This window comes from Oribacterium sp. C9, from assembly GCF_002007235.1.
In the GTDB taxonomy this organism is placed as follows: domain Bacteria; phylum Bacillota; class Clostridia; order Lachnospirales; family Lachnospiraceae; genus Oribacterium.
On sequence record NZ_MUHW01000014.1, the window covers coordinates 12,144 to 29,705 of the forward strand.

The following is a 17,562-nucleotide window of genomic DNA, read 5'->3' on the forward strand; positions in this document are numbered from 1 at the left end:
ATAAAATGAATGAGATCAATGTTTTAGAGGGAAAGCTTGTAGCAAAGGAAGGAATGAAGGTTGGAATCGTGGCAGCGAGATTTAATGAGATAATCGTTAATAAGCTGGTTGGAGGCGCAGTTGACGGACTTGTACGTCACGGTGTTGAGAGCGATAACATTACCGCTGCATGGGTACCGGGAGCCTTTGAGATCCCTGCTGTAGTAAAGAAGATGGCGAAGAGCGGAAAGTATGATGCTGTTATCGCTCTCGGAGCTGTTATCAGAGGACAGACAAGCCACTACGATTATGTGTGTAACGAAGTCTCAAAGGGAGTTGCGCAGGTCTCACTGGAAACAGGACTTCCTGTAATGTTCGGAATCCTCACAACGGATAACATCGAGCAGGCTATCTCGAGAGCGGGCAGCAAGGCCGGAAACAAGGGCTATGACTGCGCAGTGGGTGCCATCGAGATGGTCAATGTTCTGGAGCAGATCTGACGCGGCTATCAGACATGCAATTTGACACAAAACAACAAAAATTGATGCAAAAATAGAATAAATCACCACAAAATGACGAAAAATATTTCCGGGAAGATGTATAATAGAAAAAGCTTATAAATAAAAGAATTTTTAAGGAGGTAATTATTTATGGCTAAAACAGCGATCATCACAGGTGGATCAAGAGGTCTCGGAAAGGCTATGTCTCTTAAGCTCGGAGAGCTTGGTTATAATGTAGTCATTAACTATGTGAGTGATTCATCCAAGGCCAAGGCAGAGGAAATCGCAGAGCAGTTAAAGAAGGATTACGGTGTTGAAGGACTTGTTGTAAGAGCAGACGTCAGCAAATATGAGGACTGTGAAGCTCTTGTAAAGGCAGCCCTTGATAAGTTCGGTGACAACATCGACGTCCTCGTAAACAATGCAGGTATCACCAATAACTGCAACTGGATCGACATTAAACATGAACAGTATGAGAAGGTCATCGCAACAAACCTTATGAGCCTTCTTCATATGACTCATTTGGTTCTTCCTCATATGGTCAACCATTCAGATAAGGAGCATCAGTGCCAGATCGTGAACATTTCTTCTGTTGGTGGTCTTACAGGTGTTATCAATCAGGCTGATTACTGTGCAGCCAAGTCAGGTGTCATCGGTCTCACCAGAGCCCTTGCCCTTGAGTTCGCAGGAAGAGGTGTAAGATCCAATGCCATTGCACCTGGCATGATCATGACAGATATGCTGAGAGGAGTTAATCAGGATGAGCTCAATGCTCTTGCCGCAACTATTCCTGAGGGATACATCGGTGATGTTTCCGATATCGCAGGTGCTCTTGAGTATATTCTTAAGGCGCCGTATCTTACAGGACAGGTAATTTCACCGAATGGTGGATTTGTTCTGCAGTAAATATATCGCTATAGTATTTTGCCCGCGGTTTTGCCGCGGGCTTTTTTTATCAGGCAGTGATGATTGTTTAATTTATAAAAATATTGAAGAAATAAATACTAAATAGTTAGCCACAACTAACCCATGGGTATATAATGGTCGCGGTAGATTTAATTTAGTTTTAATTTTGGAAACCATCGTTTCCAAAAGAAAGGGGAACTAAAGTGAAAAAGCAATCGTCATTGTCTAAGTTACTTGAGTACACAGGCGGGTACAGAAAGCTTACTTTCTTGGGACTGTTCCTGTCTGCTGTTGCCATGGTCATGGGTATGGTGCCGTATATCTGTGTATGGCTTTTAATGAGAGATCTGATTTCAGTGGCACCGAGGTACTCGGAGGCGAGCAACATTTCCGGCTACGGATGGATAGCCTTCTGCTCGGCGGTATCCGGAATCCTGATTTATTTTGCGGCTCTGATGTGCACCCATATCGCAGCCTTTAGAACAGCCTCCAACATCAGAAAGCAGGGTATGGCACACCTGATGAAAGTGCCACTCGGCTTTTTTGATGATAATGCTTCCGGCATGCTGCGTAACCGACTGGATGGTGCAGCAGCGGAAACGGAGACATTACTGGCACATAACCTTGCAGACATAGTAGGAACAGTGGCGATGTTTATATCCACTATAGTTCTGATGTTTGTATTTGACTGGCGTATGGGGGCTGCGTGTCTTATGGCTGCAGTGGTATCAATACTGGCGCTTTTATATATGATGGGAGGGAAAAACGCAAGATTCATAGCGGAATATCAGGCGGCTCAGGACAACATGAGCAAGGCCGGCACAGAGTATGTGAGGGGAATGCCTGTGGTAAAGGTGTTCCAGCAGACAGTGTATTCCTTCAAAAACTTCAGAGATGCAATTGAGGAATACAGCGAAAAGGCAGAATGTGTGCAGGACAAGATCTGTAAGATACCACAATCCATTAACCTGACAGCTACTGAGGGCGCTTTTGCGTTTATGGTACCGGTGGCGCTCTTTATCGCACCGAAAGCTCTGGCGGGAGGAACATTCGCATCCTTCGTTGCTGACTTTGCATTCTATGCGGTATTTTCTGCCATCATTTCAACTGCTCTTGCTAGGATAATGTTTGCTGCCAATGGAACAATGCTTGCGGATACAGCCATGAAAAGAATAGAGACTGTCATGAATGCACCGGTTCTTTCTCAGCCGGCAGTATCCGGGATGCCGGAAGGAAATGATGTTGAGTTTAGAAATGTATCATTCACGTATGAAGGAAGTGAGGTTCCGGCTCTTTCTGATCTGTCATTTACGATAAGGTCAGGAGAGACCGTGGCTCTGGTGGGACCTTCCGGCGGCGGAAAGACTACGGCTGCCAGCCTTATCCCGAGATTCTGGGATGTGACGGAAGGAGAGGTGCTTATAGGTGGCGTTAATGTCAAAAATATATCCCCGGATGTTCTCATGGACAGGATCGCCTTTGTATTTCAGAATAACAGACTTTTTAAGACTTCCATACTGGAGAATGTGAGAGCGGCGAAGCCCGATGCCACAAGAAGAGAGGTCATGGAGGCTCTGGAAGCAGCACAGTGCATGGATATCATCGATAAGCTTCCAAAGGGGATCGACACTGTCATAGGGACGGAGGGAACTTATCTTTCCGGAGGTGAGCAGCAGAGAGTTGCTCTTGCAAGGGCCATACTGAAGGATGCTCCTGTCATAGTGCTTGACGAGGCGACAGCATTTGCAGATCCTGAAAATGAGGTGCTTATACAGAGAGCATTAAAGCGACTTACAGAGGGAAAAACGGTCATCATGATAGCCCACAGACTGTCAACTGTTGTGGGGGCTGACAAGATACTGGTGTTATCAGATGGAAGGATAGTGGAAGAGGGAACTCACGAGGCATTAAAAAAGAATGGCGGATTATATGAAAAGATGTGGAAGGACTACAATGAGGCCGTTCAGTGGAAGATATAGGCGGAAGGATACATACAGAAAAATCGGCAGATGTGTAGCCGGATGTTCATAAAAGTACAAATACAGAAGGAGGCTTATAATCATGTTTGGTGAAAGTTTCAAACGTAAATATGCCCTTTCGGATAAGGGCGTTTCAAATACTAAAAAGGGCGTGTTCTGGACGGTGATAGTAAACCTTGTTGTCATGGGAGGAATGGGAATACTGTATCTTCTTATGAATGATTATATGGGGACTCTTACGGAGGGTAAAGCCCTGCCGAATTGGACGGAGTATATAGTGATGACATTGGCATTTCTCGTGCTGTCCATGGTTACTCATGTTGAGCAGTATGCCTCGACTTATGGGCTTGTCTACGGGGAAGTCAGGGATATGCGTATAGGAATTGCAGAGCGCTTAAGGCAGCTTCCCCTCAGCTTTTTCGGGAAAAGGGATCTTGCGGATCTCACTGAGACCATCATGGGAGACGTGAACCGCATGGAGCACGTTTGGTCACATGTTATGGGATATCTGTACGGAACCTATATTTCCACGGCTATCGTTGCGGTGATCCTTTTTATGTATAACTGGAAGCTGGGGATAGCCTGTCTATGGGGCGTGCCGGTGGCCTTCGGACTTCTTTTCGGAAGCAGAAAAATGGCTAAAGAAAATGCCGAGATGACGAAGAAGGCCGCCATCAGGGTGTCGGATGGCATTCAGGAGACACTGGAAAATATACGTGAGATACATGCGGTGAATCAGGAAGAAAAGTATCTTTCGGAGCTCAACAGGCGGATAGACGAGCACGAAAGCACGATGCTGAAGGGGGAACTGGCAACGGGGATTTTTGTGAACGCTGCAAGTGTCATCATGCGTCTCGGTGTTGCCACTACTATCCTCACTGGAGCGAAGCTTATCCTGACCGGACAGGTGCCTTTCATGGTAATGTTTATGTTCCTCCTTGTCATCACGAGGATATACGCTCCGTTCGATCAGAGTCTTGCCCTTATCGCCGAGGTATTTATGTCTGAGGTTTCCGCCGGAAGACTCATGGAGATCTATGATACTGAAAGAGCAACCGGAGCTCAGGTACTTAATCCTTCCGGACATGATATCACCTTTGAAAATGTCTCCTTTGCCTATGATGATGAAAAGGTTCTCGATGGTGTAAGCTTCACAGCCAGGGAAGGGGAAGTAACAGCACTTGTGGGACCTTCCGGTTCAGGAAAGAGCACCTGCGCGAGACTTGCTGCAAGGCTATGGGATATCGACAAAGGAAGCATAAAGATGGGCGGAGTGGATATCGCTTCAGTAGAGCCGGAAACATTGCTGTCAGACTATTCCTTTGTATTTCAGGATGTAATGCTTTTTGACGATACTGTCATGGAAAACATTCGTCTCGGAAAGCATGGAGCGACGGATGAGGAGGTCATGAATGCAGCACGGGCTGCAAACTGTGACGAGTTTGTGCAGAAGCTTCCAAAGGGATATGACACAAGGATAGGAGAAAACGGAGCGAAGCTGTCAGGCGGAGAGAGGCAGCGAATATCTATAGCGAGAGCACTTCTCAAGAATGCGCCTATCGTGCTTCTGGATGAAGCAACAGCTTCGCTTGATGTTGAGAATGAGACCAAGGTTCAGGGCGCCCTGTCACGGCTTTTGAGAAACAGGACCGTGCTTGTCATCGCCCACAGAATGAGAACCGTGGAGAAGGCTGACAAGGTGGTCGTTCTGAAGGACGGTCATGTGGCAGAAGAAGGAGATCCTGTAAAGCTCAAAGATGACAGGAACAGCATCTTCGGGCATATGCTGGCGCTTCAGACTCAGGGTGCGGCGTGGAGTATATGAGAAATTTCAAAAAAATAATATTTTTTGTTGACAAAGGCTTTTCAGTTGTGTATTATAACACTCGCGTCACCGATAAGCGGTTCGCAAAAAGCCTTTGCGGGTGTAGTTCAATGGTAGAATGTCAGCCTTCCAAGCTGAACATGTGGGTTCGATTCCCATCACCCGCTGCGTTGCCCAGATAGCTCAGTTGGTAGAGCAGAGGACTGAAAATCCTCGTGTCACTGGTTCGATTCCGGTTCTGGGCATTCAAGATACTGAAATTCAGCGATAACATTCACACTGCTTTTCATTATCTTTTGTATAATGTTTTCGTTCTTCACAGAAATGAAAGTTGAACGAGCATTAATAATGCGCGAGTAGTAGAGTGGTACTACGTCGCCTTGCCAAGGCGAAGATCGCGGGTTCGATCCCCGTCTCGCGCTTCTCAACTCCCAGAGGATTTCCTCTGGGAGTTTTCGCGTTCGACAGGGATCGAACCCAGGGGTTCGTCTCGCCTCCGGCTCGGTAGGCGCTAAGCATGTGCCAAAGGGCACATAGCGCCCCCGTCTCGCGCTCGATTTTTCAAGAAGGAATCCTTGATTTTTCAAGGGTTCCTTTTCTTTATGTTCACGTTATCAATGTGCCCAGCTTGTAGACAGTAGATTTTATAGTGTTTCTTTGTTTCAGTACTGAACTAAAATTTTTTCAGCTCCTTTCTTTTGAGCAAATCTGTTTGGATTAATTCAAATCTCAAGCATTTTCTTACAAATAATCTTTAAAGATTCCAAAACCAATCCCGAGAAGTAGGCGGCATGGTTTATTAACGAAAAGTTTAATAGATCTAGCTGCTTGTAAAGCTATACTTAAATATATGTTAGTCTTTTACAAGAGAAGAGGTATAATCACATGTAAAAAAGTTGAAATTGGAATACAGTATTATGAAAAGAGAGATTTATGGAATTTCAGGAATACGCAGAACACTATTTTGATATGGAGAAAGCTGTCCCCTACTTTTTGATATGCTTTGCAGCCCTTCTGGTTGTTATGGGCGTGATTCTTATTATTGCAAGGATCAGAAAAGAACTGGACAGTAAGAACTCTGAGGGAGAGTATATAGACGAATCGGAAATGGATATTTATGATTCGGAAAGTGGATATGGGAATGAGGCTTACTCTGAGGATGATGACCTAAGGATGGATGGCCGGCGGTCACGATACTACAGAAGCCGTTCAAGAAGACGTCAGCATTTATTGCGGCGTCAAATTGACATACGGCCCTTTGCATTTATAGAATCTTTTTATGAGATGGCTTTTGCAAGTACTGCTATGCTGCTGTTGCTAAGTCTGTACTACATCATCAATGATCGTATCAATCTAAGGGAAGTACATATAATATGGGATACCTACAAGGATTGGATACTGGTGTTATTTCTTGTGGTTTCCATGATACTTAATCGAATTTTTGACCGTCTGCTTGTGAGACTGAGATATATAGATGCAAAACAACGAGCCGGCATAAGGCTTCTGAGCTCCATATATGTCATTCTGATACTTGTGTATATTTGCTTTATCTACCAAAGTCCGAATTACGGAAGCATCATCATATATTTTGTAATGATGGTTATCGGAAGACTGTTTTATTTTGATGTAACATGGGAGAATTTCAGAGGAGATATCATCAGCATCTGGAAAAATCTGCCGATATTGTTTTTGATGATTGCATATTCAGGCTTCACCATCTGGTATGGTTTTAACAGCGGGTTTCTCTGGAAGTCAAACGGTGTGCTTGTATCAACTCTGATAGCGCATATTTTCATGGATGTAGGGATAGTCATCATTCATCATCTCAGATTGGTAAGATTGATTCTGGGATAAAAATAATGAGGGAAAGTCATTTCTTGGATCAAAATCCGGGAAATGGCTTTTTTTATTTGTTTGCAGGTTTTTGTAATAGGACATGGACTTTATTTCATTGACCATATGAGCCCATATCAGATATTATTTTTATATAAAGAGTTGAAGTTTTTAATATAGCTTTTACAGCTATGCTGAAGTTTTAATTCGCTGACCGTGGTTAAGAATTTTATAAGGAAGGGGTATGAGATGGAATGGCAGAAAGAATTCAAGAACTTTATCACAACAGCAGAACAACTGTGCGATGCACTTAAGCTTCCTGACACGGAAAGGGACAAATACAGGCGAATCATTTCGCAGTATCCTATGATGATCACACCCTACTATTTTTCGCTGATCGACATAAATGATCCGGAAGATCCTATTGCAAAGATGTGTATTCCGTCAGAAGAAGAACTTTTGCAGGAGGGAAGCTTCGACACCAGCGGAGAAAGTGAAAATACCAAGTGGGAGGGAGTGCAGCATAAGTACAGGCAGACGGCATTGATCCTGTCCACCAATGTCTGTGCCATGTATTGCAGACATTGTTTTCGTAAGCGTCTTGTGGGACTATCGGATGCCGAGCTTAACAAGAAGGTGGATGAAGCGGCAGAATATGTTAAAGCTCATCCGGAAATCACAAATGTACTCATCACCGGCGGAGATGCCCTGATGAATCCTAATGTAATCATTGAGCGCTATCTGAAGGAATTTTCTGCCAATGAAAATCTTGATTTTATCAGATTCGGATCCAGAGTGCCCGTGACCTTTCCTCAGAGGATATATGAGGATGAAGAGCTTCTTGAACTATTGTCTCAGTATGCCGTGGTCAAACCTCTGTACGTCATCACCCAGTTTAATCATCCACGGGAAATCACGAAGGAATCCATTCGTGCTGTTAAGGCGCTTCAGAGCCGGGGCATACAGGTGAGAAATCAGACTGTACTGCTTCACGGTGTCAATGATGACCCGGAGGTTTTGGGAGAACTGCTTCGGGGACTGACCAGGATGGAAGTGGTGCCCTATTATATCTTCCAGTGCCGTCCGGTTACCGGCGTAAAGGGACATTTTCAGGTTCCTTTGAGAAAGGGAGTAAAGATAGTGGATGAGGCAAAGGCTCTTCAGAACGGCATCGGAAAAAGTGTGAGATATGCCATGAGCCATCCTCTTGGGAAAATAGAGATACTGGGTGAAGCTGAGGAGGGAAAAATGCTTTTTAAATTCCACCAGAACAAGTATCCGGAGGACAGGTCAAGGATCTTCAGTGTTGAAATAGATGATGAAGTGACATGGCTTGATGATGAACTTTCCAGCCGGAAATAGGAAACCTATAGGATATAGAATTTCCCCGGAAATTCTATATCCGTACATGTTGTTTTTGGGGCTTAAGCCAAATAATCATCCGGCTCTGCCGGATTTTCGAACGCTTTTTCCCTGGCCGCGTTCGGAAACCTATGCAAATGAATCATTACGGAGATGGGGGAAGGTGTGCTAAAATATATTGGAAACCGGTCAGCTTCCGGCGGGTAGTTATTTCCTGCCGGTTGCCCATAGAAAGGACTCCTGAGGGTGTGAGCGGTTTTAATAGGATGAGGTTTTGGAAGTAAGATAATGGCTAAGGCAAAGTACGAAAGTATATACAAAGATTTAAAAGGCAGGATAGAATCGGAGGAGTATCCGTATCAGAGCATACTCCCGCCGGAGAGTTCACTGGTCGTTACATACGACTGTTCCAGAAATACAGTTCGAAGAGCACTGAAACAGTTGGGGGATCTTGGGTATATACAGGCGATCAACGGAGTTGGCGTCAGGGTTATCTATCAGCCGGTTGGAAAAGCAAGTTTCGTTATAGGCGGCATCGAGACATTTCAGGAAACGGCACTTAGGAACAGGCTCAATGCAACTACGGAGGTTGTGATGTTCGCGGAAATAACCGCAGATAATAGAGTGGCTAAAAGAACAGGATTTCCTGAGGGTACGGAACTGTATTACATACAGCGTCTCCGAAAGCTTGATGGTAAGCCATGCATTCTGGATATCAATATGTTTGACCGGTCCTTAGTTCCCGGGATCACCGAGGAAATCGCCGGAAGATCTGTTTATGATTACATAGAAAACGAGCTCCATATGGATATCGCCATGAGTAAAAGAAGGATGACGGTAGAGCGGGCGACACAGGTTGATGAAAAGTGTCTGAGTCTCGGGGATTACAATTGTCTTGCGGTAGTGACCAGCCAGACCTTTAACGGCATGGGACTGATGTTCGAATACACTCAGTCAAGGCATGTACCTGAGTATTTCTGCTTTATGGATACTGCCGTACGAAAAACAACATAGCTATTTGAAAAATCCGGGGTATCCCCGGATTTTTATATTATAAAAGATATTTTTATTTCTCAAAAAGCATTGACCTGTTTAAACAGGTGTAGTATAAATAATGCAGGAGCTGTTTAAACAGCTGTAACGAGTTATGTTTTTAAAAGGAGAAAATCATGGGAAAATTCACAGAAGAAAGTGAGCAGCTACTGAAGCTGGTGGGCGGAAAAAGCAATATAGCGGCTGTGTCTCACTGCGTAACCAGAATGCGATTTGTATTAAATGATCCTTCAAAGGCGGATGTTCCGGGGATCGAAAAGATCAAGGGCGTGAAAGGAACATTCACACAGGCAGGACAGTTTCAGGTCATCATCGGACAGGAGGTTCAGGAATTCTACAACGATTTCACTGCTGTTTCAGGTATCGAAGGAGTAAGTAAGGAACAGGTAAAAAAGCAGGCTAAGCAGAATCAGAATCTTCTTCAGCAGATCATGGCATCAATTGCAGAGATATTTGCACCTATCATTCCTGCACTGGTAGTCGGAGGTCTCATCTTAGGCTTCAGAAACGTAATAGGTGAAATTGATTTTGGTAACGGAACCATAGTTTCACAATCAGTGTTCTGGGCAGGAGTGCACAGTTTTCTATGGCTCATAGGTGAAGCCATATTCCATATGCTTCCGGTTGGTATCTGCTGGTCCATAACCAAGAAAATGGGAACCACGCAGATACTTGGTATAATTCTCGGATGTACCCTTGTTTCAGGGCAGCTGCTTAATGCCTACGGTGTTGCGGGAGCTGCGGCAGATGCGATTCCCAAGTGGGATTTCGGATTTGCACAGGTAAATATGATAGGATATCAGGCACAGGTTATCCCGGCTATTCTTGCCGGCTTCTGCCTCGTATTCCTTGAGAAGTTCTTCAACAAGATCTGTCCAAAGGTCATCTCCATGATAGTGGTGCCTTTCTTCTCATTACTTCTTGCTGTTATGGCATCTCATTTCATTCTCGGACCTATAGGCTGGAAGATAGGTTCATGGATCTCTGCAGGAGTTCACGCAGGACTTACAAGTACGGTTAACTGGCTGTTTGCAGGAGTTTTCGGATTTTTTTATGCACCGCTTGTTATCACCGGACTTCATCATATGACCAATGCTATCGACACACAGCTTGTGGCTGATTTCGGAGGCACCATACTCTGGCCGATGATCGCACTATCAAACATCGCCCAGGGTTCGGCAGTTCTCGGAATGATCTATCTTCAGAAGAAAAATACAAAGACTCAGGAAGTTTCCATACCTGCATGTATCTCCTGCTACCTTGGTGTTACAGAGCCTGCAATGTTCGGTGTTAACCTGAAGTACGGATTCCCGTTTTTCAGTGCTATGATAGGCTCCTGTATAGCAGCAGTGATATCTGTAGGAAGTGGAGTAATGGCTAATTCCATCGGTGTCGGCGGAATCCCTGGAATCCTTTCCATCCAGACAAGATACATGGGCATATTTGCACTGGCGATGCTGGTTGCCATAGCAGTACCTTTCTGTCTTACAGTAGTGGTAGGAAAGAAAAAACTTACGGCTTCGGAGCTTTACGGTGAAGAGGGAGTGGCGGCAGAGACATTGTCACAGGAAAGCACCGGAGATTTTGATCTTGCGAGGGTGGCTGAGGGTACTGTTATCCCGATAGAGAATGTGGAGGATGATGTATTTTCACAGAAGCTCATGGGAGACGGAATCGGAATCAGACCTACAGGAGAGACAGTTTATGCACCGGGAAACGGTAAAGTCACAGTGACCATGGACGACAGCAAGCATGCCATTGGCATGACTATGGATGACGGACGGGATGTACTTATCCATGTGGGTATCGATACGGTTGAAATGAACGGAACAGGATTCAGATATCTCGTTAAGAAGGATCAGATAGTCAAGGCCGGAGAGCCGCTGCTTTCATTCAGCAGGAAGGCCATTGCTGCGGCAGGCAAGAAGGATACGGTTATTGCAGTAGTAGTTGGAGGAAATTAAATGTCATCATTCGGAGACAAAGTAGTTTATCAGATATATCCGAGATCCTTTTATGATACGGATGGAGACGGAATAGGGGATCTCAGGGGAATCACAGCCCGTTTGGATTACCTTAAAGAGTTGGGAATAGACTATATATGGATAACTCCGTTTTTTGTTTCGCCTCAGAGGGATAATGGCTATGATATAGCGGATTACCGTAAGGTTGATGAGCGCTTTGGAACCATGTCTGATTTTGAAGAGCTTTCAAGGACAGCACATGAAAAGGGTATAGGCATCATGCTGGACATGGTGTTCAACCATACTTCCACAGAACATGAATGGTTCAAGCGCGCCCTCTCCGGTGATAAGGAATATCAGGACTACTATATCTTCGTTGAGGGAACACCGGATGCGCCTCCTACCAACTGGGAATCCAAGTTCGGAGGAAGCGCATGGGAATATGTGGAATCTTTGGGAAAATGGTATCTGCACCTTTTTGATGTGACCCAGGCAGACCTTAACTGGAATAACAAAAAGGTTCGGGAAGAGCTGAAGGATATCATCAGATTCTGGAAGGAAAAGGGGGTGAACGGCTTCAGGTTCGACGTTATAAATCTGATCTCGAAGCCGGATACTCTGGAGGATGATACAGAAGGAGACGGCAGACGCTTTTACACTGACGGGCCGCATGTGCATGAGTACCTGAAGGAACTGGTTCGCGATACCGGGATCAAGGACATGATAACCGTTGGAGAGATGTCCTCCACAACCATAGATAACTGCATCAGATATTCGAATCCGAAGGAAGAGGAGCTCTCCATGGCCTTCAGCTTCCATCATCTGAAGGTCGATTACAAAAACGGAGATAAGTGGGCTCTGAAGCCCGTAGACATGATGGAGCTTAAAAATTTGCTTAAGACCTGGCAGGAGGGAATGACTGCGGGGGGAGGATGGAATGCTGTGTTTTGGACGAACCACGATCAGCCGAGGACCATCTCCCGCTTCGGGGATGAGAAGAAATACTGGAAACAGTCGGGAAAGCTTTTTGCGGGAATACTTCACCTCATGCGGGGCACGCCTTATGTATATCAGGGAGAAGAGATAGGGATGCTCAATGCTCACTATGGAAGCATCGATGACTACCGGGATGTGGAGAGCCTTAACTATTATGAGATCCTGAAACTAAGAGGGATGTCATCTGAGGAGGCGTTGAAGGTCATAGACGAAAGATCCAGAGATAACGGACGCACTCCCATGCAGTGGGATAAAAGTGAAAACTTTGGATTTACTGCGGGAAGGCCCTGGATAAAAGTACCGAAGTGCAGCGATGAAGTGACGGTGGAGGCGGAACTCAGGGATGAGGATTCCATTCTTAATTTTTATAAGAAACTTATATCCATGCGTAAGGAAATGCCCATTATATCAGAAGGAGATATCTTTTTTGATACGGAGGTTCCGGAACAGGTTATATGCTATAAAAGGTCCCTCGGAAACAGGAAAATACTTGTGTACGGAAATATGTCTGAGGAAGAGGTTGCGGTGAACCTTTCAGAAACACAGGCAGAGGAAATAAAGGGACTTAAACTTATTCTATGTAATTATAATGCCCGGAAGGAAAATGTTTCGGAAGGGGACGTTGCTGATAGTATACTTAGTGAAAAGAATATAATATTATGCCCATATGAGCTTGTTGCTCTTTCGGATTAAAGCCTGAAGTTTGATTCAGGGACGTCATTTTTCTTTTTCGGTTCCCGGGGGATAAACTGTAAAAGCAGGAAGCGCTTCAGAAATCTACTGGAAAGTGATTTCAGGAGTGGTACAATACTTTCCATGATGTAAAAAATAATTTGGAGCATGTGCCGGGTTTCTTGTGAAATCCGGCATATAGCATCGGTCCTTTGTGATGCTGATTTTAAAAAGTGAGGCTCCATAAAGGCAGGGTAGCATTATGGAATTAGAATCATGTGAATTAAATAAAGGTGAGTTATCACCTTTGAAACTGACCCGTTTTTTAGACGATGGTGCGGTTCTGGAGCATAAAAAGCCGATTTCTATAAGGGGCTATGGGATTCCCGGATCTAAGGTCACAGTAGTTTTTGACCATGTGACAGGATCCACGGAAGTCGGGAAAGCAGGGGGCTTTGAAATTATGCTTCCTGTTCATGAAGCAGGAGGCCCATACGAACTTAGGGTATCCGATGATAGATGTAACAGCCTGGTTGTAAAGGATATCATGGTAGGAGCAGTCTGGTACTGTTCCGGACAGTCTAACATGGATCTCATGATGGAGCGTGTGAAGGACAGCTATCCTGGTGTTCTGTCAGACTGTACGGATGACGGCATACGCTGTTTCAAGATAGCACCCGCAGTAAACTATCACGGGCCTTTGGAAGAACCGGAAAGCGGCGAATGGAAAAAAGCGGAGCCAAACAACATTATGTCATTTTCGGCAGCTGCCTATTTTTTTGCAAGAAAGCTTCGTGAGAAAACAGGTCTGACAGTGGGAATCATTCATGCCTCTTTAGGCGGCTCCAGAATCCATGGCTGGCTTTCCCGTGAAATGCTTGAAGGCTATGATGAGCTTCTTACAGAAGCGGAGCTTTATAGACACGATGAGTATCTGGAAGGACAGATAAGGAAGAATGAGACAGAGTCAAAAGAGTGGCATGACAGTCTTGATGCGTTGGATCAGGGAGTGAAGAACCATTGGAGCGAGGGTTTTGCCGATGGCTCCGAAAAAATCATAAACCTTCCGGTTGTCTTTGAAGATTCAGAGCTTAAAGGCTTTACCGGTAGTGTCTGGTTTCAAAAGAAATTCACGGTGCCGATGGAGATGGCCGGGCAGCCTGCTCATTTATGGCTGGGAACCATGGTGGATTCCGATACTGTGTACCTGAATGGCCGGAAAATCGGAGAGACGGGATACCAGTATCCTCCGAGAAAATATCTGGTACCGGAAGCGGTTCTTCATGCCGGAAAAAACACTCTGGTGGTCAGACTGATAGTGGAAAACGGTAAGGGCAGATGGACACCCGGAAAGGGCTATTTCCTGTTTAATGATCAGGGCGTTATAGATCTGAGAGGGGAATGGAAATACAAGATCGGAGCAGAGAGTAATAGTATACCGGAAACTGATTTTGTAAACTGGAAGGCGACAGGTTTATTTAATGCCATGTGTGCACCCTGTACTAAAGTTCCCGTAGAAGGAGTAGTCTGGTATCAGGGAGAAGAAAATGCTCCGCTTAAATGGGACTATCTGGATCTGACTAAAAGGCAGATAAAGGGCTACAGAAGGCTATGGAAGGATGATAAGCTGCCTTATCTTTTTGTACAGCTTCCGAATTTTACTGAGGATCTGAAGGAGCTTCAGGGGAAGTGGCCTGCACTTCGTGAATGTCAGAGAATGGCGGCTGAAGAAGAGTATACCGGAATGATAGTCAGCATGGATCTCGGGGAGGATAATGATCTTCATCCCCATGGAAAGAAGAGGATAGGTGAACGTCTTGCAGCTCAGGCACTTCACATGGTTTATGGTTCAAAGGAAGAGTATACAGGACCGTTTCCGGAGAGGTATGTCATAACAGAAACCGAATCCGGAAGCAGGATAGAAATCATACTGACCCATGCAGAGGGGCTTGGGGTCTCATCCATGGACAAGGGAGATGAGCTTCTTGACTTTTCCGTAGTGGACAGAAAAGACATAGAGACAGCTGTTGAGGCTTATGTAAAAGATCATTCCATAATTCTTGATACAGCACTTCATAAGTCGGATATAAAAGAAATAAGATATCTTTACAAGGACACAAATCAGGGAGGACTGGTATATAATTCTGCCGGGTTCCCCATGAGCCCTTTTGTACTTAAATAAATATATATCAGTACCATAGCAGGGACTGTCGCAAGTGCCATCTCAAAATAGCAGGTTGAAAACGGCTATTTTGAGATGGCTAAATATTTTCTAAAGCGACAGTCTCTGTTTTTTTGCGTATTTTCGACATATTAATTTGGACAAATCAAAGTTTTTTTAATGGATAAAAACAGGTTGAAAATAATCTTTGAATTTTACAAATTAACATTGGTTTTTTCCATTTATCATAAGAGATTCAGTGAGTATATTATAGTAAAAATAAACGAAATGTTCAGACATTCCAAAGAGGTTTTGTGAAAAATGGAAACGATATTTACTACAAAAAGAGATTATTGCTGGCTAAATAAAAGGATTTCTGACAGATTTACGACATTTTCCATAGAGAATTTTTTCGGTGACGAATCAAATATGATACACCGTGCAATCTGTTCGGAAATATCGAGATTATTTCCAAATGCCGAAGAAACCGTAGACTATAACGCAGAACTTAGATTTGTAAAAACAGAAGATGATCTAAAGGAAGGTTTTATCATTTCGGATACAAATGAAGATATGGTAAAGATCTCTGCTTCTGAAGAAATAGGTTACCTGCATGGCTTGTTTTTTCTGTATGAGATTCTGGCAGGAAAAAGGAAGGTGAGTTTTCCGTACAGATCTGTTCCTGACCAGAGTATCCGTATGCTGAATCATTGGGATAATTTTGATGGCTCCATCGAAAGAGGATATGCCGGAGCTTCTATTTTTTATAATAACAATGAATTCCGCAGCGATTTCGACCTTTTGACCCAATACGCGAGACTTCTTTGCTCGGTCGGAATCAATGCGGTTTCCATAAACAATGTAAATGTACATCGTTTGGAGGCTTTCTTTATTGAGAAGCCGGCGCTTCAAGATATCAGAAAAATAGCAGATATTTTTTCTGCATATGGCATACGCCTGTTTCTGTCCATAAATTTTGCGGCTCCTGTGATAGTTGGAAAGCTGACAACCGCAGATCCCTGCGACCCGGAAGTTGAAAAATGGTGGAAGGGAATAGTTGATTCCATATATGAAGAGATTCCCCGGTTCGGAGGTTTTCTGGTAAAGGCAGATTCAGAGGGAGAACCCGGACCTTTTACTTATAACAGAACCCATGCGGACGGTGCCAATATGCTGGCCAGAGCCATGGCACCTCATAACGGAATCGTCATATGGCGCTGCTTCGTATATAACTGCCGTCAGTCATGGAAGGACAGGAGCCTCGATCGTGCAAATGCCGCATATGATCTGTTCAGTTCACTGGATGGTGAATTTGAAGATAATGTCATACTTCAGATCAAAAACGGTCCCATCGACTTTCAGATACGTGAACCTGTTTCACCCCTGTTCGGTGTACTTCATAAAACAAACCAGATCCTTGAATTTGAGATCACTCAGGAATATACGGGACATCAGATCGACCAGTGTTACCTTCTCCCGATGTGGAAGGAGGTCATGGATTTTGACACCCGGTACGAAGGCATCTCACTGGTGAAAGACATAGTAAGAGAGTGTTCTCCCGTAAAGAAAAACAGTGGTATAGCAGCAGTTGTTAATGTTGGAATGGATGAAAACTGGACCGGCAATAAAATGGCCCAGGCAAATCTTTTCGGATATGGGCTCATGTGCTGGGATAATTCATTATCATCTGAAGAGATTGCGAGACTCTGGGTGAGCCTTAGTTTTTCTCTTTTGGATGAGGATGAAAATGAGATGGTGAAGATGCTCATGACATCCCGTGAGACTTACGAAAACTATACCTGTCCCTTAGGTGTAGGCTTCATGTGCAAGCCGGGAATCCATTACGGGGTTGATGTTGATGGATATGAGTATGACCGATGGGGAACGTATCACTATGCTGACAGGAACGGAATAGGACGTGAGCGAAGCCTTTCCTTGGGAACGGGTTATACGAGACGTTACTCGGACGGACGGTTTAAGGAATATGAGGATCCGGATTCCTGTCCGGATGAGCTTCTTCTTTTTATGCATCATGTGCCATACAGTCATGTTCTTCATTCAGGAAAAACCGTTATACAGCATATATATGATTCTCATTTTGAAGGAGTCGAGACTGTAGAAAAGTATCTGTCATTTATCCGCAGTCTGAAGGGTAAGATCTCAGAAGAGGATCATAAAAATATACTGGACCGTGCCGAACGTCAGCTTGCGTCGGCTATAGAGTGGAGAGATACCATTAACACTTATTTTTACAGAAAATCCGGTGTGGTAGATGAACATAACAGAAAGATATATGAATAAGCCTTTAGTTATGAACATTAAAGAATTTATA

General features: G+C 44.4%; 11 protein-coding genes and 3 tRNA genes. All 14 read left to right on the forward strand.

Translation table 11 applies throughout. The annotated features are described in order from the left end of the window. Window positions 1-5 precede the first annotated feature (5 nt). Window positions 6-479: a 6,7-dimethyl-8-ribityllumazine synthase gene (gene ribH, locus BXO88_RS09680; RefSeq protein WP_044995277.1), complete on the forward strand. Its 474-nt coding sequence runs from the start codon at window positions 6-8 to the stop codon at window positions 477-479. A gap of 150 nt (window positions 480-629) precedes the next feature. Beyond that, window positions 630-1,385 (forward strand): SDR family NAD(P)-dependent oxidoreductase, encoded by a 756-nt coding sequence (locus BXO88_RS09685; RefSeq protein WP_078037537.1) that lies wholly within the window; start codon window positions 630-632, stop codon window positions 1,383-1,385. Window positions 1,386-1,588: 203 nt separating this feature from the next. Further along, complete coding sequence (locus tag BXO88_RS09690) at window positions 1,589-3,364, forward strand: ABC transporter ATP-binding protein (RefSeq protein WP_078037538.1); 1,776 nt, start codon at window positions 1,589-1,591, stop codon at window positions 3,362-3,364. Between the two features lie 82 nt (window positions 3,365-3,446). Further along, the gene (locus BXO88_RS09695) at window positions 3,447-5,189 is read left to right on the forward strand and encodes an ABC transporter ATP-binding protein (protein WP_078037539.1); all 1,743 of its coding nucleotides are present in this window, start codon (window positions 3,447-3,449) and stop codon (window positions 5,187-5,189) included. Window positions 5,190-5,285: 96 nt separating this feature from the next. Further along, window positions 5,286-5,356 (forward strand) — tRNA-Gly (locus BXO88_RS09700). A 5-nt stretch (window positions 5,357-5,361) separates the two neighbouring features. Further along, window positions 5,362-5,434 (forward strand) — tRNA-Phe (locus tag BXO88_RS09705). Window positions 5,435-5,539: 105 nt separating this feature from the next. Beyond that, a tRNA-Gly gene (locus tag BXO88_RS09710) sits at window positions 5,540-5,611 on the forward strand. A 511-nt stretch (window positions 5,612-6,122) separates the two neighbouring features. Beyond that, a complete protein-coding gene (locus BXO88_RS09715; protein ID WP_078037540.1) occupies window positions 6,123-7,043 on the forward strand; it encodes a hypothetical protein in 921 nt (306 codons plus the stop codon). A 228-nt stretch (window positions 7,044-7,271) separates the two neighbouring features. Then, window positions 7,272-8,384 (forward strand): KamA family radical SAM protein, encoded by a 1,113-nt coding sequence (locus tag BXO88_RS09720; protein WP_078037541.1) that lies wholly within the window; start codon window positions 7,272-7,274, stop codon window positions 8,382-8,384. A 288-nt stretch (window positions 8,385-8,672) separates the two neighbouring features. After that, a complete protein-coding gene (locus BXO88_RS09725) occupies window positions 8,673-9,398 on the forward strand; it encodes a UTRA domain-containing protein (protein WP_078037542.1) in 726 nt (241 codons plus the stop codon). Window positions 9,399-9,553: 155 nt separating this feature from the next. After that, a complete protein-coding gene (gene treP / locus BXO88_RS09730; RefSeq protein WP_078037543.1) occupies window positions 9,554-11,401 on the forward strand; it encodes a PTS system trehalose-specific EIIBC component in 1,848 nt (615 codons plus the stop codon). Then, complete coding sequence (gene treC, locus BXO88_RS09735) at window positions 11,402-13,090, forward strand: alpha,alpha-phosphotrehalase (protein ID WP_078037544.1); 1,689 nt, start codon at window positions 11,402-11,404, stop codon at window positions 13,088-13,090. It abuts the gene before it with no gap. A 241-nt stretch (window positions 13,091-13,331) separates the two neighbouring features. After that, window positions 13,332-15,251 (forward strand): sialate O-acetylesterase, encoded by a 1,920-nt coding sequence (locus BXO88_RS09740; protein WP_078037545.1) that lies wholly within the window; start codon window positions 13,332-13,334, stop codon window positions 15,249-15,251. Between the two features lie 300 nt (window positions 15,252-15,551). Further along, window positions 15,552-17,531 carry an alpha-glucuronidase gene (locus tag BXO88_RS09745; RefSeq protein ID WP_078037546.1) on the forward strand — a complete coding sequence of 660 codons (1,980 nt, stop codon included), beginning with the start codon at window positions 15,552-15,554 and terminating at the stop codon, window positions 17,529-17,531. Window positions 17,532-17,562: the final 31 nt, after the last annotated feature.

Bases quoted from the DNA above. Each gene is read 5' to 3' on its own strand.
- ribH (WP_044995277.1), top strand. From the start codon at position 6: ATGAATGAGATCAATGTTTTAGAGGGAAAGCTTGTAGCAAAGGAAGGA.
- BXO88_RS09685 (WP_078037537.1), top strand. From the start codon at position 630: ATGGCTAAAACAGCGATCATCACAGGTGGATCAAGAGGTCTCGGAAAG.
- BXO88_RS09695 (WP_078037539.1), top strand. From the start codon at position 3,447: ATGTTTGGTGAAAGTTTCAAACGTAAATATGCCCTTTCGGATAAGGGC.
- BXO88_RS09715 (WP_078037540.1), top strand. From the start codon at position 6,123: ATGGAATTTCAGGAATACGCAGAACACTATTTTGATATGGAGAAAGCT.
- BXO88_RS09720 (WP_078037541.1), top strand. From the start codon at position 7,272: ATGGAATGGCAGAAAGAATTCAAGAACTTTATCACAACAGCAGAACAA.
- BXO88_RS09725 (WP_078037542.1), top strand. From the start codon at position 8,673: ATGGCTAAGGCAAAGTACGAAAGTATATACAAAGATTTAAAAGGCAGG.
- treP (WP_078037543.1), top strand. From the start codon at position 9,554: ATGGGAAAATTCACAGAAGAAAGTGAGCAGCTACTGAAGCTGGTGGGC.
- treC (WP_078037544.1), top strand. From the start codon at position 11,402: ATGTCATCATTCGGAGACAAAGTAGTTTATCAGATATATCCGAGATCC.
- BXO88_RS09740 (WP_078037545.1), top strand. From the start codon at position 13,332: ATGGAATTAGAATCATGTGAATTAAATAAAGGTGAGTTATCACCTTTG.
- BXO88_RS09745 (WP_078037546.1), top strand. From the start codon at position 15,552: ATGGAAACGATATTTACTACAAAAAGAGATTATTGCTGGCTAAATAAA.